Origin of the sequence: Cesiribacter andamanensis AMV16 (genome assembly GCF_000348925.1) — a bacterium.
GTDB lineage: Bacteria > Bacteroidota > Bacteroidia > Cytophagales > Cyclobacteriaceae > Cesiribacter > Cesiribacter andamanensis.
In genome coordinates this window covers 1-22,866 of record NZ_AODQ01000050.1, presented here as the reverse complement: position 1 = coordinate 22,866, position 22,866 = coordinate 1, and the positions used below count along the sequence as shown (strand labels likewise).

General features: G+C 54.4%; 24 protein-coding genes. 16 read left to right on the top strand and 8 right to left on the bottom strand.

What is annotated here, in order from left to right; all coding sequences use genetic code 11:
* Positions 1-83: 83 nt before the first annotated feature.
* From ADICEAN_RS10680 to ADICEAN_RS21155, 5 genes are all read left to right on the top strand, one after another.
* Positions 84-2,321 (top strand): peptidylprolyl isomerase, encoded by a 2,238-nt coding sequence (locus ADICEAN_RS10680; RefSeq protein ID WP_009195602.1) that lies wholly within the window; start codon positions 84-86, stop codon positions 2,319-2,321.
* Positions 2,318-3,232 carry a peptidyl-prolyl cis-trans isomerase gene (locus tag ADICEAN_RS10675; RefSeq protein ID WP_152426391.1) on the top strand — a complete coding sequence of 305 codons (915 nt, stop codon included), beginning with the start codon at positions 2,318-2,320 and terminating at the stop codon, positions 3,230-3,232. Before ADICEAN_RS10680 ends, ADICEAN_RS10675 begins: the two co-directional genes overlap by 4 nt.
* A complete protein-coding gene (locus tag ADICEAN_RS10670; RefSeq protein WP_009195600.1) occupies positions 3,222-4,559 on the top strand; it encodes a peptidylprolyl isomerase in 1,338 nt (445 codons plus the stop codon). The genes ADICEAN_RS10675 and ADICEAN_RS10670 overlap by 11 nt, the downstream gene beginning before the upstream one ends.
* A gap of 100 nt (positions 4,560-4,659) precedes the next feature.
* A complete protein-coding gene (locus tag ADICEAN_RS10665) occupies positions 4,660-5,628 on the top strand; it encodes an AAA family ATPase (protein WP_009195599.1) in 969 nt (322 codons plus the stop codon).
* Positions 5,629-5,736: 108 nt separating this feature from the next.
* Positions 5,737-6,468, top strand: a complete 732-nt coding sequence (locus tag ADICEAN_RS21155) for a uracil-DNA glycosylase family protein (RefSeq protein WP_009195598.1) — start codon at positions 5,737-5,739, stop codon at positions 6,466-6,468.
* A 79-nt stretch (positions 6,469-6,547) separates the two neighbouring features.
* Here the strand turns inward: ADICEAN_RS21155 and ADICEAN_RS10650 are convergent, their stop codons facing one another.
* From ADICEAN_RS10650 to pheS, 4 genes are all read right to left on the bottom strand, one after another.
* Entirely contained in the window at positions 6,548-6,802 is a 255-nt protein-coding gene (locus tag ADICEAN_RS10650; RefSeq protein ID WP_009195597.1) for a DUF7218 family protein, read from the bottom strand.
* A 74-nt stretch (positions 6,803-6,876) separates the two neighbouring features.
* Positions 6,877-7,299: a Rieske (2Fe-2S) protein gene (locus tag ADICEAN_RS10645; RefSeq protein WP_009195596.1), complete on the bottom strand. Its 423-nt coding sequence runs from the start codon at positions 7,297-7,299 to the stop codon at positions 6,877-6,879.
* Positions 7,292-8,161 (bottom strand): 3-hydroxyacyl-CoA dehydrogenase family protein, encoded by an 870-nt coding sequence (locus ADICEAN_RS10640; protein WP_009195595.1) that lies wholly within the window; start codon positions 8,159-8,161, stop codon positions 7,292-7,294. The genes ADICEAN_RS10645 and ADICEAN_RS10640 overlap by 8 nt, the downstream gene beginning before the upstream one ends.
* 90 nt (positions 8,162-8,251) lie before the next feature.
* Positions 8,252-9,295: a phenylalanine--tRNA ligase subunit alpha gene (gene pheS, locus ADICEAN_RS10635; RefSeq protein WP_009195594.1), complete on the bottom strand. Its 1,044-nt coding sequence runs from the start codon at positions 9,293-9,295 to the stop codon at positions 8,252-8,254.
* A 197-nt stretch (positions 9,296-9,492) separates the two neighbouring features.
* Here pheS and ADICEAN_RS10630 point away from each other — a divergent pair, with 197 nt between their 5' ends.
* The 5 genes from ADICEAN_RS10630 (at position 9,493) to queG (ending at position 13,000) form a co-directional block, all read left to right on the top strand.
* Positions 9,493-9,873, top strand: a complete 381-nt coding sequence (locus tag ADICEAN_RS10630) for a hypothetical protein (protein ID WP_009195593.1) — start codon at positions 9,493-9,495, stop codon at positions 9,871-9,873.
* Between the two features lie 8 nt (positions 9,874-9,881).
* On the top strand, positions 9,882-10,307 hold the full coding sequence (locus tag ADICEAN_RS10625) for an OB-fold protein (RefSeq protein WP_009195592.1): 426 nt from the start codon (positions 9,882-9,884) through the stop codon (positions 10,305-10,307).
* Positions 10,308-10,319: 12 nt separating this feature from the next.
* The gene (locus ADICEAN_RS10620) at positions 10,320-10,877 is read left to right on the top strand and encodes a YceI family protein (protein ID WP_009195591.1); all 558 of its coding nucleotides are present in this window, start codon (positions 10,320-10,322) and stop codon (positions 10,875-10,877) included.
* A gap of 88 nt (positions 10,878-10,965) precedes the next feature.
* A complete protein-coding gene (locus ADICEAN_RS10615; protein WP_152426389.1) occupies positions 10,966-11,829 on the top strand; it encodes a DUF5777 family beta-barrel protein in 864 nt (287 codons plus the stop codon).
* Positions 11,830-12,058: 229 nt separating this feature from the next.
* Positions 12,059-13,000 (top strand): tRNA epoxyqueuosine(34) reductase QueG, encoded by a 942-nt coding sequence (queG, locus tag ADICEAN_RS10610; RefSeq protein ID WP_009195589.1) that lies wholly within the window; start codon positions 12,059-12,061, stop codon positions 12,998-13,000.
* A gap of 46 nt (positions 13,001-13,046) precedes the next feature.
* Here queG and ADICEAN_RS10605 read toward each other — a convergent pair whose 3' ends face one another.
* Positions 13,047-13,238 carry a hypothetical protein gene (locus ADICEAN_RS10605; protein ID WP_009195588.1) on the bottom strand — a complete coding sequence of 64 codons (192 nt, stop codon included), beginning with the start codon at positions 13,236-13,238 and terminating at the stop codon, positions 13,047-13,049.
* Between the two features lie 168 nt (positions 13,239-13,406).
* On the opposite strand from ADICEAN_RS10605, the gene ADICEAN_RS10600 reads away from it, so the two are divergent.
* The 4 genes from ADICEAN_RS10600 (at position 13,407) to ADICEAN_RS10585 (ending at position 18,546) form a co-directional block, all read left to right on the top strand.
* Positions 13,407-14,834, top strand: coding sequence for a BatD family protein (locus tag ADICEAN_RS10600; RefSeq protein WP_161622690.1), 1,428 nt, complete (start codon positions 13,407-13,409; stop codon positions 14,832-14,834).
* Between the two features lies 1 nt (position 14,835).
* Positions 14,836-15,915, top strand: a complete 1,080-nt coding sequence (gene aroC / locus ADICEAN_RS10595; protein WP_009195586.1) for a chorismate synthase — start codon at positions 14,836-14,838, stop codon at positions 15,913-15,915.
* Between the two features lie 45 nt (positions 15,916-15,960).
* Positions 15,961-17,289, top strand: a complete 1,329-nt coding sequence (locus ADICEAN_RS10590; RefSeq protein WP_009195585.1) for a dicarboxylate/amino acid:cation symporter — start codon at positions 15,961-15,963, stop codon at positions 17,287-17,289.
* Between the two features lie 249 nt (positions 17,290-17,538).
* Positions 17,539-18,546 (top strand): AI-2E family transporter, encoded by a 1,008-nt coding sequence (locus ADICEAN_RS10585; protein WP_152426388.1) that lies wholly within the window; start codon positions 17,539-17,541, stop codon positions 18,544-18,546.
* A gap of 465 nt (positions 18,547-19,011) precedes the next feature.
* On the opposite strand, the gene ADICEAN_RS10580 is transcribed toward ADICEAN_RS10585, so the two are convergent.
* Together ADICEAN_RS10580 and ADICEAN_RS21145 are read right to left on the bottom strand one after the other, a co-directional pair.
* The gene (locus ADICEAN_RS10580; RefSeq protein WP_009195583.1) at positions 19,012-19,674 is read right to left on the bottom strand and encodes a porin family protein; all 663 of its coding nucleotides are present in this window, start codon (positions 19,672-19,674) and stop codon (positions 19,012-19,014) included.
* A 231-nt stretch (positions 19,675-19,905) separates the two neighbouring features.
* Positions 19,906-20,586: a porin family protein gene (locus ADICEAN_RS21145; RefSeq protein WP_051068839.1), complete on the bottom strand. Its 681-nt coding sequence runs from the start codon at positions 20,584-20,586 to the stop codon at positions 19,906-19,908.
* Between the two features lie 244 nt (positions 20,587-20,830).
* On the opposite strand from ADICEAN_RS21145, the gene ADICEAN_RS10570 reads away from it, so the two are divergent.
* Together ADICEAN_RS10570 and ADICEAN_RS10565 are read left to right on the top strand one after the other, a co-directional pair.
* The gene (locus ADICEAN_RS10570) at positions 20,831-21,088 is read left to right on the top strand and encodes a hypothetical protein (protein ID WP_009195581.1); all 258 of its coding nucleotides are present in this window, start codon (positions 20,831-20,833) and stop codon (positions 21,086-21,088) included.
* Positions 21,089-21,242: 154 nt separating this feature from the next.
* A complete protein-coding gene (locus ADICEAN_RS10565) occupies positions 21,243-21,452 on the top strand; it encodes a hypothetical protein (protein WP_009195580.1) in 210 nt (69 codons plus the stop codon).
* A gap of 168 nt (positions 21,453-21,620) precedes the next feature.
* On the opposite strand, the gene ADICEAN_RS10560 is transcribed toward ADICEAN_RS10565, so the two are convergent.
* Positions 21,621-22,866: OmpA family protein (locus ADICEAN_RS10560; RefSeq protein ID WP_040396699.1), on the bottom strand; the 1,246-nt coding region annotated here is incomplete at its 5' end.

Genomic DNA, 22,866 nt, shown 5'->3' with positions numbered 1-22,866 from the left:
TTCATTCATAGGCCTATATGGTTCTCTAGTGTTTTTTCGTTAAACTTGCGGTTGATTTTGAGCGCGATAGGCTTCTAAACTGCATGAAAAATACTTACTGGCTGGCCCTTTGTTGTTTACTGCTTGCTGCCTGCAAATCGCAGCAACCTTCTGCAGACAACGCTACCACTACCCCCACTCTTTTTTCCATAGCCGGTGAGCCGGTAAGCGAGCGGGAATTCCTGTATGTGTACAACAAGAACAACATCAGCCGGGATACTACCCTGCAGCCCACCGAAGACCTGCGCCAGTACCTGGATCTCTACATCAACTTTAAGCTAAAAGTACGGGAAGCCCGCGAAAAAGGGCTGCACCAGCAGGCCTCCTTCCAGGAAGAGCTGGACAGCTACAAAAAGCAGCTGGCGCGCCCCTACCTCACCGAGAGCAGTGTAACCGAGCAGCTGGTAAACGAAGCCTACCAGCGCATGGCCACTGAAATCAACGCCTCGCACATCCTCATCGCTGTTAATCCCGGCGCCGCCCCGGCCGATACCCTGGCCGCCTACCAGAAAGCGCAGGACATGCGCCAGCGCGCTCAGCAGGGTGCCGATTTTGGCGATCTGGCCCGCCGCTTTTCCGATGATCCCTCCGCCCAGAGCAACCGGGGCAACCTGGGCTATTTTACCGCCCTGCAAATGGTATACCCCTTTGAGAATACTGCCTATACCACCCCTGTGGGGGCTGTGTCGGCGCCGGTGCGTACCCGCTTTGGCTACCATGTGCTGAAGGTGCATGACAAGCGCCCCTCACAGGGCAAGATCAAGGTGGCCCACCTGATGGTGCGCACCCAGCCCGAGATGAGCGCCGAGGAGCAGGCAGCAGCAAAAGCCCGCGTAGATGCCCTCTATCAGCAGCTGCAGCAGGGCGAATCCTGGGAGGCACTGGTGCGCCAGTTTTCCGAAGACCGTTCCACCGCCCCCAAAGGAGGAGAACTGCAGCCCTTCTCTACCGGCCAGATGATCCCCGAGTTTGAAAAAGTAGCCTTCACCCTTAAAGAAAAAGGCAGCATTGCCCCGCCGGTACAGACCCCCTATGGCTGGCACATCATTAAACTGCTGGAGCGCGAAGGCCTGCCCCCCCTGGATGATATCCGGGATGAGCTAGAGGCCCGCGTAAGCCGCGATAGCCGCTCACAGCTGCAGGAAGAAGCCCTGATTGCCCGCCTGAAGAAGGAAAATGGCTTTAGCGAAAACAAAGCTGCCCTACAGGCCCTGCTGCAACAGGCCGATTCCAGCCTGCTGCAAGGTAGCTGGAACTACCAGCCAGCCCCGGAAGTAGCCAGCCAGCTGCTCTTTTCGCTGGCCGATAGCAGCTATACCACCGGTGATTTTGTGGCCTGGCTGAGCGAGCACCCCTACAACCGCCAGGCAGCCGCCCCAGAAACCCTGCTGAATCGCCTGTATCAGGACTGGCAAAAGGAAGAGATCATTGCCTACGAAGAAGCCCATCTGGAAGAAAAATATGAAGATTACCGCATGCTGGTACAGGAGTACCACGATGGCATACTGCTCTTTCAGCTGATGGAAGAAAATGTATGGGCCAAAGCCCTGGAAGATACCACCGGCCTGCAGCAGTTCTTTGCCCAGCACCAGCAAAACTACCAGTGGCAGGAGCGTATAGAGGGCCTTGTGCTAAATGCCGCCAACGAAACCATCCTGCAGCAGGCCGAAACCCTGCTGGCCTCACCCCCTTACCGCGTTGCCAGCAAAACCCTGGCCGAACCCGTAGCCGAAAAAGGCGCGCTTACCCCCCAAAGCCGCCGGGAGCTGGGCATGCTCATGGCTTCCATGCTGCAGCGCCAGGACCTGCAGCTACAGATAGAAGCCCCACAAGAAACGGCTGCCCTGTTTCGTTCTCATCTGCAGGAGTCCGGCTTTGAAGCCAGCCGTTACAAGCTAACACAGCCTGCAAAGAAGCAGCCCGTTAGCCTTAGCCTGCTGAGCAGCTCCCCCCTTGCCCTGGAGCAACGCTTCAATGCGCGGGAGCCGCTAAACCTGCAGGTGATCAGCGGTCCCTTTGAGCGGGGCGATCATCCGGTGGTGGATGCCATTCGCTGGCAGCCCGGCCGCTACCGCCTGGCGCAGGATGGCCGCCAGTACCTGGTAGTGGTGCAGGAAGTAGTACCCCCCGGCCCCAAAACGCTTGACCAGGCCCGGGGCCAGGCCATTACAGACTACCAGCACTACCTGGAGCAGCAATGGGTGGCGCGCCTGCGCGATACTTATGAGGTGCGTGTGAACAAAAAGGAGTTGGATAACCTGCTGGAAAGGCAAAAAAATTGAACAAATTCCTATATTTTCTGCGGGGCAACCCTTTGCGGGGCAACCTCTTGCGGGGCAACCTCTTGCTGGGCAGCCTGCTGCTGCTGGGGGGATGTGATTTCTTTCAGCCCCGTAAAGAGGCCGATGCCGGCCAGCAGGTAGTAGCCCGGGTACACGAGCAGTACCTCTACGCCAAAGATCTGGCCGATCTGCTGCCCCAGAACGCCAGTACCGAAGATAGCGCCCGCATGGCCGAGCGCTACATTCGCAGCTGGGTGCGCAAGCAGCTGCTCATTACCGAAGCGGCCAAAAAGGTAGATCTGGATCAGCAGGAGCTGGAGCGCAAGGTACAGGACTACCGCGCCTCGCTGCTGATCTATGAATACGAAAAGCAGTATGTCACCAAAAACCTGGACCGGGCCATCTCCGAGCAGGAGGTACGCAGCTACTATGATCAGAACAAGGATAACTTTCAGCTGAAGCAGAACATCATCCGCGGCCTGTATGTAAAAGTGCCCAAGAATGCGCCTAAACTGGGCAGTATCCGGGACTTTATGCGCCTGCGCGATGCCGGCGATCGGGAAAAGGTAAAATCCTATGCCTACCGCTTTGCTACCGATTATATGCTGGATGATGGGGTCTGGATCAACTTCGATGAACTTATTATGAACACCCCCCTGTCAGGAATTCCCAATAAAGTGCAGTGGTTAAAGAATAATAAGTATGCAGAAAGCGCCGATGAAGAGTATATTTACCTGCTCAACATACAGGACTATAAAATTACCGACGAAATCTCTCCCCTGGAGTTTGTTCGGGATCAGATAGAAACGATAATCGTTAACAAACGGAAAACCGAATTAGCCTCCCGGCTGGAAGAAGAACTTTATGAAAACGCACGCAAGAACAATGCTTTTGAAGTGTATGAAAAATAGCCTCTGCGGCCTGCTCCTGCTGCTAGGCTGCCTGGGCACTCAGGCCGTGCAGGCACAGTCTGCCAACCGCCAGGCAGTGGATAAGATCATAGCTAAGGTAGATAATTACATTGCCCTAAAATCTGAACTGGAACTGGCTTACCTGGACATTCAGTCGCGGGGCCAGTTTGGCTCGGTAAGCAAATGCGAGGTGCTGCGCAACCTGGTGCAGAACAAGCTGATGCTGGCCAAGGCCGAAATTGACTCCATTACCGTAACTGATGCCGAGGTAAGCCGGGAGCTGGACCGCCGCATGCAGTACATGGTGGCGCAGCTGGGGGGCGAAGAAGAAATAGAGCGCTACTACAACAAGCCCATCAGCCAGTTTAAGGCCGAGCTGCGGGGCCGCATGCGGGAGCAGCTGATTGTGGCCCGCATGGAAGATCACATTACCGAAAATGTGAGCGTAACGCCAGCCGAAGTGCGCCGCTTCTTCAATACCATCCCTGCCGATAGCCTTCCCTACTTCTCTACCGAAGTAACCGTAGGCCATATTGTTAAGCTGCCCGTGGTAAGCAAAGAGCAAAAGGATAAAGTGCGCCAGCAGCTCAGCGACATGCGCCAGCGCATTCTGAGCGGAGAAGTTACCTTTCAGGCCCTTGCCAAGGAATATTCCGAAGACCCCGGCTCAGCAGCCAACGGGGGCGAGCTGGGCTTCTGGAAACGCGGCGAGCTGGCTCCTCAGTTTGAGGCCACGGCCCTGCGCCTGAAGCCGGGCGAGATCTCGCAGCCGGTAGAGACCGAGTTTGGCTTTCACATGATCCAACTCATCGAGCGCCGGGGCAATACCTATAACAGCCGCCACATTCTCATGAAGCCCTCTTCCAGCGAGACCGACATACAGGAAGCTGAAAGATACCTGGACAGCCTGCGTACGGTCATTCGCTCGGGCAAGATCTCCTTTGCCAAGGCCGCCAAGGAGTATTCAGAAGATAAGGTGACCCAATCCAGCGGTGGTTATTTTGTGGATGGAAGCGGTTCTCAGCGCATTTCGGTAGAAGACATTGACCCCTCGCTCTACTTTGTGATTGATACCATGAAGGTCGGCAACATCACCAAGCCCATTCCTTACCGGACCACCGATGGCAAATCGGCGGTGCGTATTGTGTACTACCAGTCAAAAATTAGCCCGCATGAGGCTAACCTCAAGGATGATTATCAGAAAATACAGGCCGCTGCGTTAAACGAAAAGAAAGGCCGCATTGTGGCCCGCTGGTTTGAAGATGCCGTAAAGGAAGTGTTTATTGATATTGATCCGGACTACGAATTTTGTAACATCACTAATTAGTATTGAGTAGTAAGTAGTGGGTATTGAGATAAGCTGGTTTGATTAGCCCGTCTTCCTACCTTGTACTTACTACTCACTACTTCGTACTCAATACCACAACATGGAGAAACGCTTTGCATCTGAGGTAGAGGCAGCCGATAGCCTGCATGCGGCCTATCGCCGTCTGCAAAAGGAAGTTCAAAAAGTGATCATTGGCCAGGATGAGGTGGTACGTCTGCTGCTCACCTCTATTTTTTGCCAGGGCCACAGCCTGCTGATCGGGGTGCCGGGCCTGGCCAAGACCCGCCTGATCCAGACCCTGGCCGCTACGCTTCACCTCAGCTACAACCGTATCCAGTTCACCCCCGACCTGATGCCTTCCGATATCCTGGGCTCCGAGACCCTGGATAAGGATCGCAACTTTAAATTTATCAAGGGGCCTGTATTTGCCAACATCATCCTGGCCGACGAGATCAACCGTACCCCACCTAAAACCCAGGCGGCCCTGCTGGAAAGTATGCAGGAGTACTCGGTAACAATAGCCGGGCAAGAATATCGTCTGGAGCGTCCCTTCTTTGTGCTGGCCACCCAGAACCCTATTGAGCAGGAAGGAACCTACCCCCTGCCGGAAGCCCAGCTGGACCGTTTTATGTTCAACGTACTGCTGGATTACCCCTCTTACCAGTCTGAGGTTGAAATTGTAAAAAGCACTACCACCGACCAGCAGGCCCGCGTAGAGCAGGTGCTTACGGCCGAGGAGATTCTCTTTTACCAGCACCTGGTGCGGCAGGTACCCATTGCCGACAATGTAGTGGAATATGCCGTACAGCTGGTGCACAAGACACGCCCCGGCCGCCAGGGCGCCCATGACCTGGCCAACCAGTACCTGGAATGGGGAGCAGGCCCCCGCGCCTCGCAAAACCTGGTGTTAGGCGCCAAATGCAATGCCCTGCTCAACGGCAAGTACTCGCCTGATATTGAGGATGTTCAGGCAGTGGCTAAACCCATTTTACGACATCGCCTTGTCCGGAACTTTAAAGCAGATGCCGAGGGTTATACAGTTGACAGCATCATTGAGCGTCTGCTGTAAGTCTAAGGCCCGTCTTTTGTTTTCAGCCTGTCTTTCTGCCAGCCGCTCCTCCCGATAGGCATTAGCCACCGGCTCCAGAGGTGATGTAGGGCTTAAGCAGGTTCGCATATGGAAATTCAGGGCTATCAAAAGAAATGTTACCGCCAGTACAAGCAAAGTATTGGCTATCCGGCCGAGCGCTCCTTTCTGTGGGGCAATCCTGTGGAGGTAGTGGTGCCGGTAGAAACGGCCACTGAAGGAGCCATGGTGGTAGGCTTTCATCCTACAGCCAAAACCTATGAGGTAGGCGATCAAAAAGAAGTACCTCTCTACAGCACCTCCATCCCCTATTCAAGCGAACAATATTTTGATGGCAAAGAAGTGAAAAGTGCCGGCGGTGGCCTGTACCTGAATGAGGTGCTGGCCCGCCTGGGCATAGACCGCAGCCATTGCTGGATCACCAGCCTTATAAAGCTCTACCTGTTCAGCAGCAAGGATGTGATCAAGTACAACCAGCTGGGCAACTACAAGGTAGCGCCCGATGAATTTAACTTTAAAGAATGGGGCGAGAAAAGCATGCCCTGGCTGGAGGCCGAAATTGCTCTGGCCAACCCCCGGGTGATTCTGCTCAGCGGGCTGGAGACCATCAGCATGTTTTTTGAGGTGACCCCCACAAAAGCCAAGCACCTGATCGATGGCGAAATGCGGGAGCTTAAATTTGGCCGCAGAACCATCCCTACCCTTTGCCTGCAGGAAATGGAGCTGATGACCAACGACAACAAGCGCAACCCCTGGCCTGAGGTATTTGAGCGCCGGGTGATACCCCCCGCCCGCAAAACCCTTACCAAGCTGCTGGTGTAAGCCGGCACTAGACAGTAACTGGTCTGTGGCAGGAAATGAAAATCCCCGTTACTGGTATAGCAGCGGGGATTTTCTGGTTTTAGTGATTCCGAAGGGCATTGATCAGCTCAGATTTGTTCATTTTAGAGCGACCTTCTATCCCTACTTCTTTGGCTTTCTGGTAAAGATCCTCCCGGGTGCGATCTTCGTAGCGACTGCTGCTACCGCCCTTTTTGCCGGTCTGATGTGCATCGGAATTGGCAATGCGGGCCGATTTTTCCTTGCTGTTTCCCTCTCGGCGCAGGGCTTCGTACTGCTTGTCGTTTTTGATCTGGTTTCCGTGGTTCTTGGTCATGACTAAAAAATGTTGGTCCTGATCAGGTATACTCATCTGATGCAGAAGGGGTTGCACACAGCAGCGCCAGCGGCTTAATTGCTGATGATCAGGTATACCCCATTACGGGCAGTGGCATACTGCCGCAGCGGCTGGCTGGCCGGTCCCTTCAGCACCTGGCCCCGGCGGTCGAACTGCGATCCGCAGCAGCTCTCATCGTGCAGGTAAATGCCGGTAGGGTGCATCTCTACCCGGGCACACTCCTCCTGCGGCTGGTAGGTGCAGGTGCGCTCAAAGGCCAGGTAGCGGCTATCACTCTCCTTGATGAGTACAATGCCCCGGATACCCCCCTCCAGGTACACCCAGCCGCCGGAGTTCAGGTTCTGGTAGCGCAGGTCATCCAGGTTGATTTCTATATAGACCGGCACATAGGGAATGCTGCCCTGCGGTTCTTCCTCATCGCAGGCGGTAAACAGCATGGCCATCAGGGCAAGCAACAGGGCTAACCCCTTATTCATCCTTTTTTTCATAGCTGTAAAAGCCGCGGCCGCTCTTGCGGCCCCAATGGCCGGCATCAACCTTTTGCTGCTGTATACGGCTGGGCCTGAACTTGGGTGCCTGCCAGAAGGCCTCGTACATGGAGGTGGTCACCGAAAAGTTAGTGTCTACCCCTATGAGGTCCATTAGGCGAAAGGGTCCCATTTTAAAGCCGCTGGCCTCCAGCAGGTCATCAATCTCGGAAAAACCCGCCAGGCCCTCCTCGGCCAGCAGCAGGCTCTCCACATAGTAATGGCGGGCCACCCGGTTTACGATAAAGCCCGGCGAGTCTTTGGCAATAATGGCTGTTTTGCCCAGCTTTTCGGCAAAGCCCTTGCTGGTTTTTACCACCTGCTCGCTAGTGGCAGCGCCGGCAATAATCTCTACCAGCTTCATGATGTGGGCCGGGTTAAAAAAGTGCATGCCCACCACCCGCTCGGGATGCTTCAGGTGAGCGGCAATCTGGGTAATGGGGATGGAAGAGGTGTTGGTGGCCAGGATAGTCTGGGGGGTATTGTTCTTTTCCAGCGTTTCAAAGATCTGGTGCTTTACCTCCAGGCGCTCCACCACGGCCTCAATGATCAGGTCGGCCTTCATATTTTTGAGGTGGCTTACCGGCTCCAGGCGCTCCAGTGCCTTTTCTTTTTGCTTGCGGGTAAGCTTTTTCAGCTTGATGCCCTTGTCCAGGTTTAGCTCAATCTGGCGCATGGCAGCCGCTACGGCTTCCTGGCGGGCATCAAACAGCAGGGTGGTGTAGCCTGCCTGGGCGCATACCTGGGCAATGCCCAGCCCCATAGTGCCGGCGCCTACGATGCCCACCGTTTTAACGTTTTTCAACAGCATAAAAAATCGGTTCTCTATATCGACAATACGTAGTTTTTCGCAAAAACAGCTGTGCCCGAACAGGGCCGGGCACAGGGGGTAAAAACAGGCTTAGATCAGCGAGCGGAACTGGCGCAGAAAACGCACATCATTTTCCGTAAACAGGCGCAGGTCCCGAATTCCGTACTTGAGCATGGTAATGCGCTCAATGCCCATGCCAAAGGCAAAGCCGTTGTACACCTGGGGGTCGATGCCACAGTTTTGCAGCACGGCCGGGTCTACCATGCCCGAGCCCAGAATCTCCACCCAGCCGGAGTGTTTGCACACATTGCAGCCCTCGCCTCCGCAGATCAGGCAGCTGATGTCCATCTCGGCACTGGGCTCGGTAAACGGGAAGAACGAGGGCCGAAAGCGCACCCTGGTATCGGCACCAAACATCTCTTTGGCAAAGTAGTAAAGCGTTTGCTTAAGGTCGGCAAAGCTTACCCCCTTATCAATAAACAGGCCTTCTACCTGATGAAACACGCAGTGCGCCCGGGCCGAAATGGCCTCGTTACGGTACACCCTGCCGGGTGATAGGGTGCGGATGGGCGGCTTCTGGCTTTCCATGACCCGCACCTGTACCGAGGAGGTATGGGTACGCAGAGCAATATCGGGCTTGCGCTCAATAAAGAAGGTATCCTGCATTTCCCGGGCCGGGTGGTTTTCGGGAAAGTTCAGGGCCGAAAAATTGTGCCAGTCATCCTCAATCTCGGGTCCTTCGGATACATTAAAACCAATGCGCTCAAAGATGCGGATGATCTGCTGGCGGGTGGCCGTAATGGGGTGAATGCCGCCCAGCGCATCGGGGCGGGGGGGCAGCGTCAGGTCCGGGTGCGCCTCATGCTGTTGCTGCCCGTTGGCCTCCAGCGCGCTGATGAGCGCCTGAAATTTTTCGGTGGCGGCATCCTTCAGCTCATTGATCTGCTGGCCATACCCCTTGCGCTCCTCGGCCGGCAGGTTTTTCATCTCGGCAAAAAGGGCCGCAATAATGTTGGTGCGGCCTATAAAGCGCCGCCTGAACTGCTCCAGCTCTTCTTCGGTAGCCGCTGTAAACTGAAGAATCTCGTCTTTTATCGCCTGCAGGTTCACTGCCATAATCTGATCATTATACATGAAGCAACGAAGTTAGGAAATCTTCTGTGCCTGTGCCACCTTTTTCTATCCGGAAATGGGGAATAAAGGCTGCCGTGGCGGTGTTTGCTTCTTAAGGATTTGAACGGTTTGCCCCCCGGGCAGAGAGCCAACCCTTTTTTCCCTGAACCACGCAGCCAAACAGGCCTGTTTCTTCGTAGAGGGGCAAACGCCCCATTATGCAGCCTTTACCTAGTCTTGCTTGTTTTCTGTCCCGCATTCTGCCTGTGCTGGCCGGGCTTTGGGTATGGGCCGGCTGTGCCTACCACACCGAGGAGGAGCTCTACCCCCTTGATCCCAACTGCCAGACCGAGGCTATAACTTATACGGCTAACATACGCCAGCTCATCACCACCAACTGTGCCCTGAGTGGCTGCCATGTGGCCGGCACCGGCAGAGCCAACCTTACTACCTATGCGGGTGTGAAACAGGTAGCCGATAATGGACTGATCCGTCAAAAAGTGATTGTGGAAAAGAGCATGCCCCCCAGCGGTCCGCTCTCTGCCTGCGAGATTAGCCAACTGGATGCCTGGCTGCGTGCCGGAGCGCCCGAAAACTAACAAGCGCCATGAAGAAAACACTGCTATTTCTGGGTGCCATTCTGCTGCTGGCGGCAGCAGCGGTTGCCTACCTGCAATACAACAAGCCACACCGCAACACCAGCAACGAAGCCCCAGCCTACGCCCTCTCGGCGCTGGAGCTGTTGCAGGAGTATGAGACCGATGAGGCCGCTGCCAATGCCAAGTACCTGGATAAGCTGCTGCAGGTAAACGGTCAGCTGCGGGAATATGCGCAGGCCCAAGATGGCACCTATATGCTGATGCTGGAAACGGGAAACCCCATGGCAGCCGTTAGCAGCGAGCTGCTGCCCGGCGAAGGCGCAAAACTGAGCCGCTATCAGCCGGGCGATCAGCTCACCTTCAAAGGCATTTGTACCGGCAAGCTCATGGATGTGGTGCTGGTGCGTTCGGTCATCTTGGAAGAAGAAAAATAAACAGTAGACCCTATGAAAAAAGCACTCATTCTGTCAATCCTGCTGATAGGCCTTTGGACCTCGGCACAGGCGCAGGGCAAATTCTTTACCCGTGATGGCTATATCTCCTTCTTTAGCCATACCGATGTGGAAGATATTGACGCCCACAACCGCAAAGTAGCCAGTGTGCTGGATGCCCAAAGCGGCCAGCTGGAGTTTGCCGTGCTTATGCGGGCCTTTGAGTTCAAAAAGGCCCTGATGCAGGAGCACTTCAACGAAAACTATGTAGAATCTACCAAACACCCCAAGGCGCAATTTAAGGGAAAGATCCTGAACCTGGCCAGTGTGGATTTTGGCACCGACGGTACCTATCCGGTAGCAATAGAAGGGGAGCTGACCATAAAAGGAGTTACCAAACCCCTGCGCACCCAGGGAACCATTATTGTAAAAGGGGGTATCCCGCATGGAAAAGCCGAGTTTACCGTGCTTCCCTCCGACTACAACATCCAGATTCCGGCCCTGGTGCGCAAGAATATTGCCGAAGAAATTCAGGTAAAGGTAGACATGGCCTACCAACCCCTTACCAACTAACATCTTACCCATGCATATCCCGATTTGGTCTTGGATAAAGGGGTTGGGCCTCCCTGGGGCAGGCCAACCTGGGGCAGGCCTCCCTGGGGTGAGCCTGCTCCTGATCTGCCTTTTTGCCGGCCAGGCGCAGGCCCAGGACGATCTGCTTTCCCTCATTGAAGAAGAAACCCCTGAAGAAACCGTTTATGCAACGGCTGGCTTTAAAAGCACGCGGGTGATCAACGGCCACTCGTTTGAGAATACGGCCGGCGGAGTGCTGGATGTGCGCATCTCGCACCGCTTTGGCTACCTCAACAGCGGGGCCTATAACCTCTGGGGGCTCGATAATGCCACCATCCGCATTGGGGCCGATTATGGAATTACCGACTGGCTGATGATAGGCCTGGGCCGCAGCTCGGTAGGCAAGACCTACGATGGCTTTGCCAAATGGAAATTTTTACGCCAGAGCAGTGGCGCCCGCAGCATGCCCCTTTCGGCAGCGCTGGTCTCTACCATTGCCTTGGAAACCTTAAAATGGGCCGAGCCCGAGCGGGAAAACTACTTTTCCTCCCGCCTCTCCTACACCCACCAGCTTATACTGGGGCGTAAATTTTCGGAAAGCTTTTCGCTGCAGCTGATGCCTACACTGGTGCACCGCAACCTGATTCCCACAGAGCAGCAGGCCCACGATGTGCTGGTAATGGGAGCGGCCCTGCGCCAGAAATTAAGCAAGCGGGTGGCCCTCAACGCCGAGTATTTCTATGTGCTCCCCGACCAGCTGGAACCCCTCTACCGCAATTCGTTTTCGCTGGGCTTCGATATCGAAACGGGGGGCCATGTGTTTCAGCTGCACTTTACCAACTCCACCGCCATGATCGAGCGGGGCTTTATCACCCAAACCACCGGCAACTGGCTGGACGGCGATATCCACTTCGGCTTCAATATTTCCCGGGTGTTTACCATTCGGGAATGATGGGTAGGGGCAGGCTGTCGTAAAGCGATTTAGAGTATTAGTTGCTTAAACTTTGTGTGGCGTGATTGTCCGCTGGCGCAAACATCCGCGCGTGTGCCTTTTAGTAGCTCCGGGCAGAGGCCACTACCACCAGTAGCTATACTAGCTGCTTCCCGGAATCTTCCCCTCCTTCTGCCAATCCCCTACCCAATCCGAACCATTGGCCGCCGGCTTTTTGTTACCTTTGCCAATGGCCATGACACCCACCCAAGTCCGTACCCATACCCAGCTGCTCAAGCAGAAAGCCCTGGAGCTGGGCTTTTCCTTTTGCGGCGTAGCCAAAGCGGCCTATCTGGAAGCGGAAGCCCCCCGTCTGGAGGCCTGGCTCAAAGCCAACATGCACGGGCAAATGGGCTATATGGCCAACCACTTCGATCTGCGGCTGGACCCGCGCAAGCTGGTCCCCGGCGCAAAATCCGTAGTGGTGCTGGGCTATTCTTATTTTCCAAAAGAAGATCTAACGGAACGGACCGGATACAAGATTGCCAAATATGCCTACGGACAGGACTACCACCATGTGATCAAAGCCAGGCTGCGGGAGCTCATGGACTGGCTGCAGCAGGAGGTGGGGGCTGTAGAGGGGCGGGCCTTTGTAGACTCGGCCCCCCTATTGGAGCGGCAGTGGGCCCAGCGGGCCGGCCTGGGCTGGCTGGGCAAAAATAGCCTGCTGCTCACTAAGCAGATGGGCAGCTTCTTTTTTCTGAGTGAGCTGGTGCTGGACCTGGCCTTGGAGCCGGATGTGCCCCTGGCCAAAGACTTTTGCGGCAGCTGCACCCGCTGCCTGGATGCCTGCCCTACCGATGCCATTGTGCAGCCGGGCGTGGTAGATGGCAGCCGCTGCATCAGCTACTTTACCATAGAGCTTAAGGAGGAGATCCCCCAGGAGGTGGCGGGCAAGTTTGAGGACTGGATCTTTGGCTGTGATATTTGCCAGGATGTTTGCCCCTGGAACCGCTTTTCCCGCCCGCACCAGGAGCCGCTGTTCGATCCGCACCCCGACCTGCAACACATGCAAAAAAAGGAGTGGGAAGAGATTAGCGAAGAGGTGTTTAGCAAATTATTTCGTAAATCTGCAGTTAAGCGCACCAAGCTGGAGGGCCTGCGGCGCAACATTAGCTTTGTAAAAAAATAAGCCCTTCCAGGGGTAGTGGAAGGGCAGTTCTTTGAGCACAGATCGTTTACGCGGCAAACCCTACGAAGCAGCGGTTGAGCACCTCTCCGTATAGGTCCCGATACTTGGTGTAGCACCAATCCCGAAGTTGTTCTACTTCTTTGGGTACCAGCGAGGCAATTGCTTTCCTCAATTCCCTTTCAAACAACTCCCGGCTAAAGCTTACCTTGCTTAGAATTGTTTTGAAGTACTCCAGCATGTTTGTTTATCCATTTAGGTTAAAAAATTACACAAAATGGCCAGAAATTCTGATGCAAAATATATAAAATAAACCCGTTAAAATCAAGTTAGATTATATAATAGTTTGCAATGCAATCGTATGCATAGCCGTTTCAAGAATAACGTAAAGATGCCCAAAAAGTCATATTTGCTGATTAACTTTTTTTTACTGTTTTGTGGCCTGGCCTCTGCACAGGAAATTGCCATAGAACTGGGCACTAACCAACTGGCGCTCAACGAGCCTTTTACCATTTCGCTTGTCCTTCGCAATGCCGAGCTGGAGTCGTACAGCGCCTTTCCGGATGTGCCGGGTTTTGATCGGGCAGGCACCTCTACCTCCAGCTCCACCCAATGGGTCAACGGCCGCATGAGCCGCGAAATGCGCCTGGTACAATCTTACCTGCCGCGGGAGCAGGGTAGCTTTCGCCTGCGGCCCTTTCGCATTAAGGTAAATGGGGAGTATGTAGATTCGGACGGTACCACCCTTACCGTAGGGCCGCCCCGCCAGCCCAACGCCCGGCAGCCAAACCGGCCCGGCCGCAGCCTGTTCGATGACTTGTTTGGCGTAGAGGAAGATGAAACTATAGACTACCGGGAGGTAGAAGATAACGCATTTTTGGGCGTAACCGTCGATAAAAAAGAAGTGTTTGTTGGGGAAGGCTTTACCATTACGGTTGCCTTTTACATCCCCGAAAAAGACCCGCAGGTCTTTGCCTTTTACGACCTCAACAATCAGCTCACCAAAATTATCCAGCAGCTGAAGCCCGAAAACTGCTGGGAAGAAAATTTTCAGATCTACGAGGTAAAGCGCCAGGATGTGGTAATGGAGGGCGAGCGCTACGGCCAATACAAGCTCTACCAGGCCCGCTACTACCCCCTGAATGTTGAGCCGGTAAAATTCCCGGGCCTGGAGCTGCAGATGATCAAATACAAGCTGGCCCAGCGCCGCTCCTTTTTTGGTCCCTCCCGGCAGGAGTCGTATAAAACATTCTCCTCCCAGCCGCTGGAAGTACGCGTAAAAGACCTGCCCCCGCACCCCCTTAAGGAACAGCTGGCCGTAGGCGATTACCAGCTCAAAGAAACGGTTAGCAGCAAAGAGGTGCAAACCGGCGAAAGCTTTAGCTACAACATGAGCATTGTGGGCCAGGGCAATATTGCTGCCATCACCGCCCCGCAGGTAGAGCAGTCGCGCAACCTCACCATTTATGAGCCCAATGAATCCATCAATACGCGCAAAACAGGCAATACCGTAATAGGGGTAAAGCAGTTCAGCTACTACGCCATCCCCAATGAGCCGGGCGAGTATGCCCTCAGGGATTATTTTCGATGGATCTATTTTAATCCCCGCACCGCACGCTATGATACCCTGCGCCCTACCGTACGGGTGGCAGCCATTGGCGCCAGCCGCAAGAATGAATCGATCATGGCTACCGATCCCGGCGCTTTCTACGACAAAATGAACGCCACCAGCAACGATCTGGACTCTTTAACGGGCCTCAGCAGCCTGCGCTGGTTGGTGAATGGGCTAATTTTCCTTATGTTCGCCGTGGTAGTGTACCTGCTTGTGCGCAAATAAGATGGGAAATTCATTTGGAAGCCTTTTTCGGATCAGTACGTTTGGTGAATCGCATGGCCCTGCCATTGGGGTGGTCATAGACGGCTGCCCGTCCGGCCTGCCCCTGGAGGAGGCCCCCATTCAGCAGGAACTGGACCGCCGCCGCCCGGGCCAGAGCCACCTCACCACCCAGCGCCAGGAGGCCGACCGGGTAGAGATCCTCTCCGGCCTGTTTGACGGCAAAACCACCGGCCAGCCCCTGGCGCTGCTCATCCGCAACCAGGATCAGCGCAGCAAAGACTACAGCCACATTGCCACCAGCTACCGCCCCTCCCATGCCGACTATACCTACCAGGCTAAATGGGGGCATCGGGACTACCGCGGAGGCGGCCGCAGCAGCGCCCGCGAAACAGCCGCCCGTGTGGCTGCCGGCGCCGTAGCCAAGCAGCTCCTGCAGCACTGGGGCATAGGGGTGCAGGCCTGGGTAAGTGCCGTGGGTGAGCTGGAGCTGGAGATTCCCTACCAGCAGCTGGACCTTAGCCTCACCGATACCAATCCCGTACGCTGCCCCGAGCCTGCCATGGCCCAGCGCATGGCCAACTATATTGACACCATCCGCAAGGAGCGCGATACCGTAGGCGGCATTGTGAGTGCCGTAATTACCGGAGCACCTGCCGGCCTGGGCGAGCCCGCCTTTGGCAAGCTGCATGCCCAGCTGGGCGCTGCCATGCTGGGCATCAATGCCGTAAAGGGCTTTGAATACGGTAGCGGCTTTGCCGGCATTCGCCAGCGGGGCAGCCAGCACAACGATCTTTTTTATACCGATGACAAGGGGCAGGTACGCACCCGCACCAATCAGAGCGGGGGTATACAGGGGGGTATCAGCAATGGCGAGGATATCTATTTCCGTGTAGCCTTTAAGCCGGTAGCTACCATCATGCAGGATCAGGATAGTGTGAATGAGGCCGGCCAGGCGGTAACAGTAAGCGGCCGGGGCCGGCACGACCCCTGCGTAGTGCCCCGGGCCGTGCCCATAGTAGAAGCCATGGCCGCCCTGGTACTGGCCGATGCCTGTCTGCTGCAGCGCACTGCCCGCCTGTAAGGGAAGGCTCAAAGATTTGTGTATATTTAGGTTTTGATTGCGTTTATGAAGCGGATACCCCTGCACATTCAGATTGTTTTAGGTCTTGTTCTTGGTCTTATTTTTGGTTGGTTGAGCATACAGTTTGGCTGGGACCCCGCCTTTACCAGCAACTGGATTAAGCCCATCGGCACTATTTTCATCAACGCCCTTAAGATGATTGCCGTGCCCCTGGTGGTGGCTTCGCTCATTGTAGGGGTAGCCAACCTGGGCGATATCTCCAAACTTTCCCGCATAGGGGGCAAAACCATACTGGTATACCTCTGCACTACGGTAATAGCCGTAACGCTGGGCCTGCTGATAGCCAACATTGTGCAGCCGGGCAAGATCCTGCCCACCGCCACCCGCGATGAGCTCATGCAGCTTTACCAGGCCGATGCCGGCAGCAAGGAGGCCACCGCCGAGCTGGTGCAGAACCAAAGCCCCCTACAGCCCATCGTAGACATTGTGCCTGACAATATTTTTGCTGCTACCGGCGATAATGCCCGTATGCTGCAGGTGGTGTTCTTTGCCCTGATCATGGGGGTGGCCCTGCTGAAGATCCCCAAAGAAAAAGGAGCGCCTGTGGTGCGCTTTTTTGATGGCCTCAACGACATCATCATTACCATTGTAGAATTTATCATGCTGCTGGCGCCCTATGGCGTGTTTGCGCTCATGGCCTCGCTAATGGTAGAGCTGGCCGGCGACAACCCGGAGCGGGCCTTTCAGCTGCTCAAAGCCCTGGGCATGTATACCCTCTGTGTGATAGGAGGTCTGGCCTTAATGGTGCTGGTGGTGTACCCTACCCTCTTTAAGCTCTTCACCCGCATGAAGTACGGGCGCTTCTTTCAGGGCATTCGTCCGGCGCAGCTGCTGGCCTTTACCACCAGCAGCAGCTCCGCTACGCTACCCGTTACCATGCGACAGGTAGAAGAAGAGCTGGGCGTAAGCGAAGAAGTGAGCTCCTTTGTGCTGCCCCTGGGGGCCACCATCAACATGGATGGCACCAGCCTGTACCAGAGTGTGGCGGCGGTGTTTATTGCGCAGGCCCTGGGCATGGGCCTTACGCTGCCCCAGCAGCTCATGATCGTACTTACCGCTACGCTGGCCTCCATCGGCTCGGCGGGTGTGCCGGGCGCAGGCCTGGTGATGCTCATCATTGTGCTGGAGGCTATAGGGGTGCCCGCTGCCGGCATTGCCCTCATCATTGCCCCAGACCGTATTCTGGACATGTGCCGTACGGTGGTGAACGTAACCGGCGATGCTTCCGTAGCCATGGTAGTGGCCAGCACAGAGGGCGAAACACCCGGCAGCCCGCGCCCCAAGCTTGCTAAAGACCCAATCGTGATCGACTAACAGCTGCCTGCCTGCGGCTCCCCAGTAGGAAGGGATAAACCTGGAAGTTACTCCCGGCTTTTTTTTCAGGCCGCGCTATCCCATACTCTTCGTCGCGGACCCCCTATCTGAACATAAAGGGGGGTATTATTATTTTGTTAGTATAGCACTAGCAAAAAAGATGGGCAGGCGATACAAATTGGTTAAAAAAGCAACGGTTTATTTACTCTTCCTCATTGTGCTCATTTATGCCTTACTGGCGTCCAGAAAATTCCTTGCTCCTCTGGCCTTAGCCGTTCTTGTATCCTACCTGCTCTATCCAATCGCAAGCTTTCTGGAAAAAAAGGACTGCACAGAGGCCTTGCCAACCTCATCAGCATTATTCTGGCTCTTTTAGCCCTGGTAGGCATCATCCATTTTTTCTCCGTTCAGATATCCGTTTTTACCGAAGATCTCCCCATCATGCGGGAGCAGATGAACCAGAACCTGTACGCTGCACAGGAATGGATCTCTGATACGTTTGGTGTTTCAAATGGTATTGTCAGAGAGTGGGTAGAAGAAGGCGTTGCCGGGCTAACCTCGGTGGACAATGCCCTAAGAACTGCTTTCAAGGCCACTACAAGAACATTACTCGTGATAGGCCTGATGCCTGTCTATGTTTTTTTGATGTTATACTATCGCAACAAGTTCAGGGAATTTGTGCTGCGAATGGCACCTGATAAAGAAGCAGCCCGAGCAGAAAATATACTTTCGGAACTAAATCTGGTTGCCATCAAATACATGACCGGTGTATTTAAGGTAGTCCTGATCCTGGCTATCGTACATTCCGTTGCCTTTAGCATTATGGGGTTAAAATATCCGATCCTGTTAGGGGTTATAGCCGCTCTATTTAATTTTATTCCTTATTTCGGTACCCTAATGGGTGCCCTGTTTCCCCTTATTTTTTCCATGGTTGCCATGGACTCCTTACAGTATACCCTTTGGGTACTGATCTATTTTGTGATCATTCAGTTTGTGGAAAATAACATCCTGACCCCTAACATCACCGGTAGTCATGTTAGTCTTAATCCCCTGGTAACCATTCTAAGCCTGATTGTTGGCAGCATGATCTGGGGGGTGATTGGCATGTTTATCATCATTCCCTTTGTGGCAATGCTTCGGATCGTTTGCGAACACTATTCCTATTTAAAACCAATTGCTTTTCTACTGAGCGACAGGGGTACAGAAGCGCATGCAGTCTCCCTAAAAAAACTGAAAAACATATTTACTAGTACTTGAAAGGGGGCAGGCCATTTTGTGAATGCTCTGTCCGCAAAAGGGAGCATTATCCTCTCGTACATGAGAAGCATACCCCTTTGGAACTGCCAGAGCAAAAAAAACCCGGGCTGGAGGAAGGAAACCAACCCGGATTATTAGGGAAAAAGTTGAAAAAATCAGCCAATAGATCAGTTAAAAAAATTATCAGGATCTATCAGCCCTACTGCATAAGATGTGCCAAAAAAGGGACTGCCCATACATTATGCCTTTCCAGCGAAAACAAAGCTCTTTTAAGAAATAAGCCCTCTGCCACGAGCCCTCCCTGAACCTTGCCATTTTGATAGCCTATTCTCAAAGTGAGAAGGTAATGCCTTCCGGTAGTCTTGTATATGGCTATAGTAGTATTAGCCTTCTGGACCGCTGCGGCTAGGGCCCAAAAAGGGCTTCTTGTATGGAAATCCCTTTAAGAATGCGTCTAAAAACCGCTTAATAGGGAGTTACTCCAAGTCCAAGGCCGGGAATCAGGTAGATGAGCGACACACTTACTCCACGGTTCTTGTACTCTTCTGGCGTAGCCTCCAGGTACGGTTCATCAAATCCCTCTTTTCTAAAGTCGGTAAATCCCTGCGTATAGCGCAGGTCTATCAGAAAGCTGCCCGCACCGGTATTGAGCTGAATACCGCCGCCTACTGCGCCGCCCAGCTCAAAGCGGCTAAAGCCAGAATCGCTTACCCTATACTCCATATTGCTTGTACCGGCGCCTGTTGTGGTGCCTGCTACATCACGCCTGCCGCTCAGCAGGTAGCTAACGGTGGGCCCCAGGTTTACATAGCCCTTCAGCAGGTTCTGGCCAAAGAGCAGGCGGCCCAGCACCGGCAACTCCAGGTAATTGTAGCGGATATCGATGTTTTCAGGACCGTCCAGCCGGTAGCCCCGCTGGCTGTAGGTAAGCTCCGGGGCTATGGCCACTACCTGGCTTAGAGCAAAGCTGGAGGCTATCCCGGCTACCAGGCCCGGTTTCCAGGGCTCTTCGCCATCACCGGCCACAGCGCTGCTGGCCGCTACTCCATCGGATATGGTGGTTACTGTAAGGCCGGCTCTCAGCCCCAGCTGGGCTTGTGCATGGGTAGCCGTTGTGGCCAAAAGCATCACTAAAAAAGAAAAATCAGCGTTTTCATACGGGATATAGGATTAGCTCTTTAAAAAATTTGCGGGGCGTTACGTCACTTGCCCTGTATGCAGAAACAGCGAGTGTCCTGTGCCTTTACGGTGCCAGGCGGCCGGGGTTCGGCCAACAGCGGCCTCCAGGGTCTGCCCCATAAAAAAACCTATCCGGTTTAGGGGATAGGTTTTTAGATTTGCTTAGTTGTGCCGGACCTACTAGCGCTTGCCAGGTACCAGAAAGATAAGCGAGGTGCTCACATACTGGGTTCTGTACTTCTCAGGCTGCTGGCCAAAGAGGCCTGCGCTATAAAGTGAGGAAGAACTGCTGGTCTGAAAATCGGTGAAACCGGTATTGTAGCGCAGATCAATTAGAAAACTGCCAATGCCGGTATCCAGCTGAATACCACCCCCCAGGGCGCCGCCCAGCTCAAACCGCTTGTAGCGCTCATCATCCATATCAAAGCTGCGCTCACCGGCGCCAAGGCCACCCTCCTGTACCTCTTTACCACCCAGCAGGTAGCTAAAGGTGGGGCCCAGGTTCACATACCCCTTTAGAATATGGCCAAAGGAAAGGCGTGCCAGCAGGGGCACTTCAAAAAAGTTGTAATCGTAGGTATAGGTAAAATCCTGGCCCAGGGTATTGGTACCGCTGGCCTCATAGCCACGTTGGCTGTAGTTAAATTCCGGGGCAATGGCAAAAGATTCATTAACGGCAAGGCTGGTAGCTACCCCCAGGGTAAGGCGGGGCACCCAGGGCTCCTCCATATTCTCAAGCCGGTCCAGGCCGTCCTGAATGGTGGCAAAGTTGGCGCCAACCCGCAGGCCTATCTGAGACTGCGCAAAGGCGCTGGCAGAAGCAAAAAATACTAGTAGGGCAGTAATAACTCTCTTTTTCATACAATTCATTCTTTTTTTACAAGGTATACGCATCTGATCAAAATCCTTCCCTTTTACGGCCACAGGGCTGTTGGGGTTAGGCATTTTTGCAGCGGCAAAGATACACCGGCTCCGAAAAAGACAAATGGGCATGTAAGGTTACCGCCGGTTTGCTGCTTCTCACAAATGGCAAATCCCCTAAAACATTTTGCAAACCTTCGGCCACAAACCCGTATAGTAGAGAGTACTCAAGTAATAAATGTGTATGAAAAATACGGATAAAACACCCCCATCAACCCAACGCTCTGTAGTGGATAAAGTAGCCTCCGGCGAGCGTGCCAGCCTGGCCGATCAATCGCTAACACCTGAGCGCAAAGTAGCCGCAGAGCAAAAACGCATGCAGCTGGACAAAAGCCAGGCACCCGACCGTAGAGAAGAAGACCGGCAGGTGGCCAACCTGGGCAAAGGTGAGGTACTTACCCCTGCCCGCAAAGTGGCAAAGGACAGCCAGCGTCCCAGCTAGCCCCCCTGTGCCTGCAGGCAGAGACACAGCCCGCCCCGCTACCCTGCTACCGCTGGCTGCTCTCCTGCCTCTGCATAAGCAGCAGCCCCCATGGCCCGGGGGGTGTAACCTTTGGCGTACAACTTCGCTATACTAGCAAACCTTATTTTTTTATATGGACCTCAAACAAGTGTTTGGCACCATCCTAACCCTGCTGGGAATCGTCATTTTGCTGGTAGCCGTGATGGCCATCATTGGTGGCGGAGCAAATTTTATGGGCATTTCCCTGGGCATATGGCAAGGGGCAGTAGTAGCCCTGCTGGGACTTGTCTTTTTTCTTACCGGCATTGGGCTTATCAAACGTACGCCCAGCAAACCCCGCTAGGCGTTTGGCTTAGCAGCAGGCTGCCGGGGCTTCTTCCAGATCCGGCATTTTTACCCCCTGCAGGCACGGCCTCAGTCAGGATTTTCCTACTAGAGATATCAAAGCACACGGTGCGCATAAAAAAAGCGGCTGCTTATGGGCAGCCGCTTTCTATTTGGTAATCAACCCTTAGCGGTTGGTGTCGGAGCCGGCACCTTCGCTGGCAGGGTTTTCCATGATCTCAAATTCTACACGGCGGTTCTGCTGACGACCCTCGTCGGTATCGTTGGTAGCCACCGGCTGGCTTTCGCCTAAGCCCACGGAGCTAAAGCGGCTCTGGGCAATGCCATTTACCTGCAGGAAGCGGGCTACAGCAGCAGCACGGCGCTCAGACAGGCCTTTGTTGTACTCGTCGGTACCAATAGAATCGGTATGGCCTTCTATCTTAATGCGCATGTTGGGGTACTCATTCATGAGCTCCAGCAGGCGGTTAAGCTCCGGATAGCTCTCGGGGCGCAGGGTGGCCCGGTCAAAATCGAAGAAGATGTTGTTGATGGTGATACGGGCACCCACTTCAATCGGCATCAGGTACAGGTCCTGGGTAATCTCCTTGAATTCCTGCTCTTCGATCAGGTTAATGTTTGCGCTGATGGATACGTAGTTTGGTGCTTCGGCCAGATACCCGTACCGCTCACCATAGGGCAGAATGATCTGGTAGGCACCATCCGACTCGCTGCGGGCTATGCCCACTTCTACCCCATCCGACAGGCGCTCATACATAATGCGGGCATTGCCGATGGGGTCGTTGGTTTTGGCATTGTACACCTTGCCCTTGATCACCACTACAGGCGATGGCTTGTAGAACACCGGCAGGTCAAGCGAGTAAATATCCACATCCTCTTCGTTGGCGCCTCTGGAGTAGTAGGCCTGCTCACCGCTAAGGGGAATGTTAAAGAAGAGGTCGTCGCCCTCGGAGTTAATGCTGGAGCCAAGGTTTTCGGGCTCCGACCAGTTGGTCCAGGTATCGTCAAGGCGGCGGGTTACATAAATATCGGAGCCGCCATAGCCGCTAAAGCCATTGGAAGAGAAATAAAGGGTGCGGTCATCGGCTGCCAGAAAGGGGCTGCCCTCGGTACCGGCCGTATTGATGATGTCGCCCAGGTTCTTGGGCTCTGTCCAGGTACCGTTCTCCTTCAGGAAGCTCACATACAGGTCCCGGTCGCCGCGCGTATCTTCGCGCTGTACCGACATCAGCAGGGTTTTGCGGCTCTGGGCCAGGTAAAAGTTTGCCTGGTCCGAGAAGTTATACTCATTGTCGATCTCAAGAGCCTGGGGGGTGGTCCATTTGTCGCCGTCCTTGTAGCTCATGGATACACCGGCCGACATTTTGCCGCGGCGGCCGTAGCGGTTGCCCAGCAGCAGCAGCATGGTGTTG

Excerpts from the sequence above, each read along its gene's own strand:
- ADICEAN_RS10680 (WP_009195602.1), top strand. The coding sequence starts at position 84 with ATGAAAAATACTTACTGGCTGGCCCTTTGTTGTTTACTGCTTGCTGCC.
- ADICEAN_RS10670 (WP_009195600.1), top strand. The coding sequence starts at position 3,222 with ATGAAAAATAGCCTCTGCGGCCTGCTCCTGCTGCTAGGCTGCCTGGGC.
- ADICEAN_RS10665 (WP_009195599.1), top strand. The coding sequence starts at position 4,660 with ATGGAGAAACGCTTTGCATCTGAGGTAGAGGCAGCCGATAGCCTGCAT.
- ADICEAN_RS21155 (WP_009195598.1), top strand. The coding sequence starts at position 5,737 with ATGGAAATTCAGGGCTATCAAAAGAAATGTTACCGCCAGTACAAGCAA.
- ADICEAN_RS10650 (WP_009195597.1), bottom strand. The coding sequence starts at position 6,802 with ATGACCAAGAACCACGGAAACCAGATCAAAAACGACAAGCAGTACGAA.
- ADICEAN_RS10645 (WP_009195596.1), bottom strand. The coding sequence starts at position 7,299 with ATGAATAAGGGGTTAGCCCTGTTGCTTGCCCTGATGGCCATGCTGTTT.
- ADICEAN_RS10640 (WP_009195595.1), bottom strand. The coding sequence starts at position 8,161 with ATGCTGTTGAAAAACGTTAAAACGGTGGGCATCGTAGGCGCCGGCACT.
- pheS (WP_009195594.1), bottom strand. The coding sequence starts at position 9,295 with ATGTATAATGATCAGATTATGGCAGTGAACCTGCAGGCGATAAAAGAC.
- ADICEAN_RS10630 (WP_009195593.1), top strand. The coding sequence starts at position 9,493 with ATGCAGCCTTTACCTAGTCTTGCTTGTTTTCTGTCCCGCATTCTGCCT.
- ADICEAN_RS10625 (WP_009195592.1), top strand. The coding sequence starts at position 9,882 with ATGAAGAAAACACTGCTATTTCTGGGTGCCATTCTGCTGCTGGCGGCA.
- ADICEAN_RS10620 (WP_009195591.1), top strand. The coding sequence starts at position 10,320 with ATGAAAAAAGCACTCATTCTGTCAATCCTGCTGATAGGCCTTTGGACC.
- queG (WP_009195589.1), top strand. The coding sequence starts at position 12,059 with ATGGCCATGACACCCACCCAAGTCCGTACCCATACCCAGCTGCTCAAG.
- ADICEAN_RS10605 (WP_009195588.1), bottom strand. The coding sequence starts at position 13,238 with ATGCTGGAGTACTTCAAAACAATTCTAAGCAAGGTAAGCTTTAGCCGG.
- aroC (WP_009195586.1), top strand. The coding sequence starts at position 14,836 with ATGGGAAATTCATTTGGAAGCCTTTTTCGGATCAGTACGTTTGGTGAA.
- ADICEAN_RS10590 (WP_009195585.1), top strand. The coding sequence starts at position 15,961 with ATGAAGCGGATACCCCTGCACATTCAGATTGTTTTAGGTCTTGTTCTT.
- ADICEAN_RS10580 (WP_009195583.1), bottom strand. The coding sequence starts at position 19,674 with ATGCTTTTGGCCACAACGGCTACCCATGCACAAGCCCAGCTGGGGCTG.
- ADICEAN_RS21145 (WP_051068839.1), bottom strand. The coding sequence starts at position 20,586 with ATGAAAAAGAGAGTTATTACTGCCCTACTAGTATTTTTTGCTTCTGCC.
- ADICEAN_RS10570 (WP_009195581.1), top strand. The coding sequence starts at position 20,831 with ATGAAAAATACGGATAAAACACCCCCATCAACCCAACGCTCTGTAGTG.
- ADICEAN_RS10565 (WP_009195580.1), top strand. The coding sequence starts at position 21,243 with ATGGACCTCAAACAAGTGTTTGGCACCATCCTAACCCTGCTGGGAATC.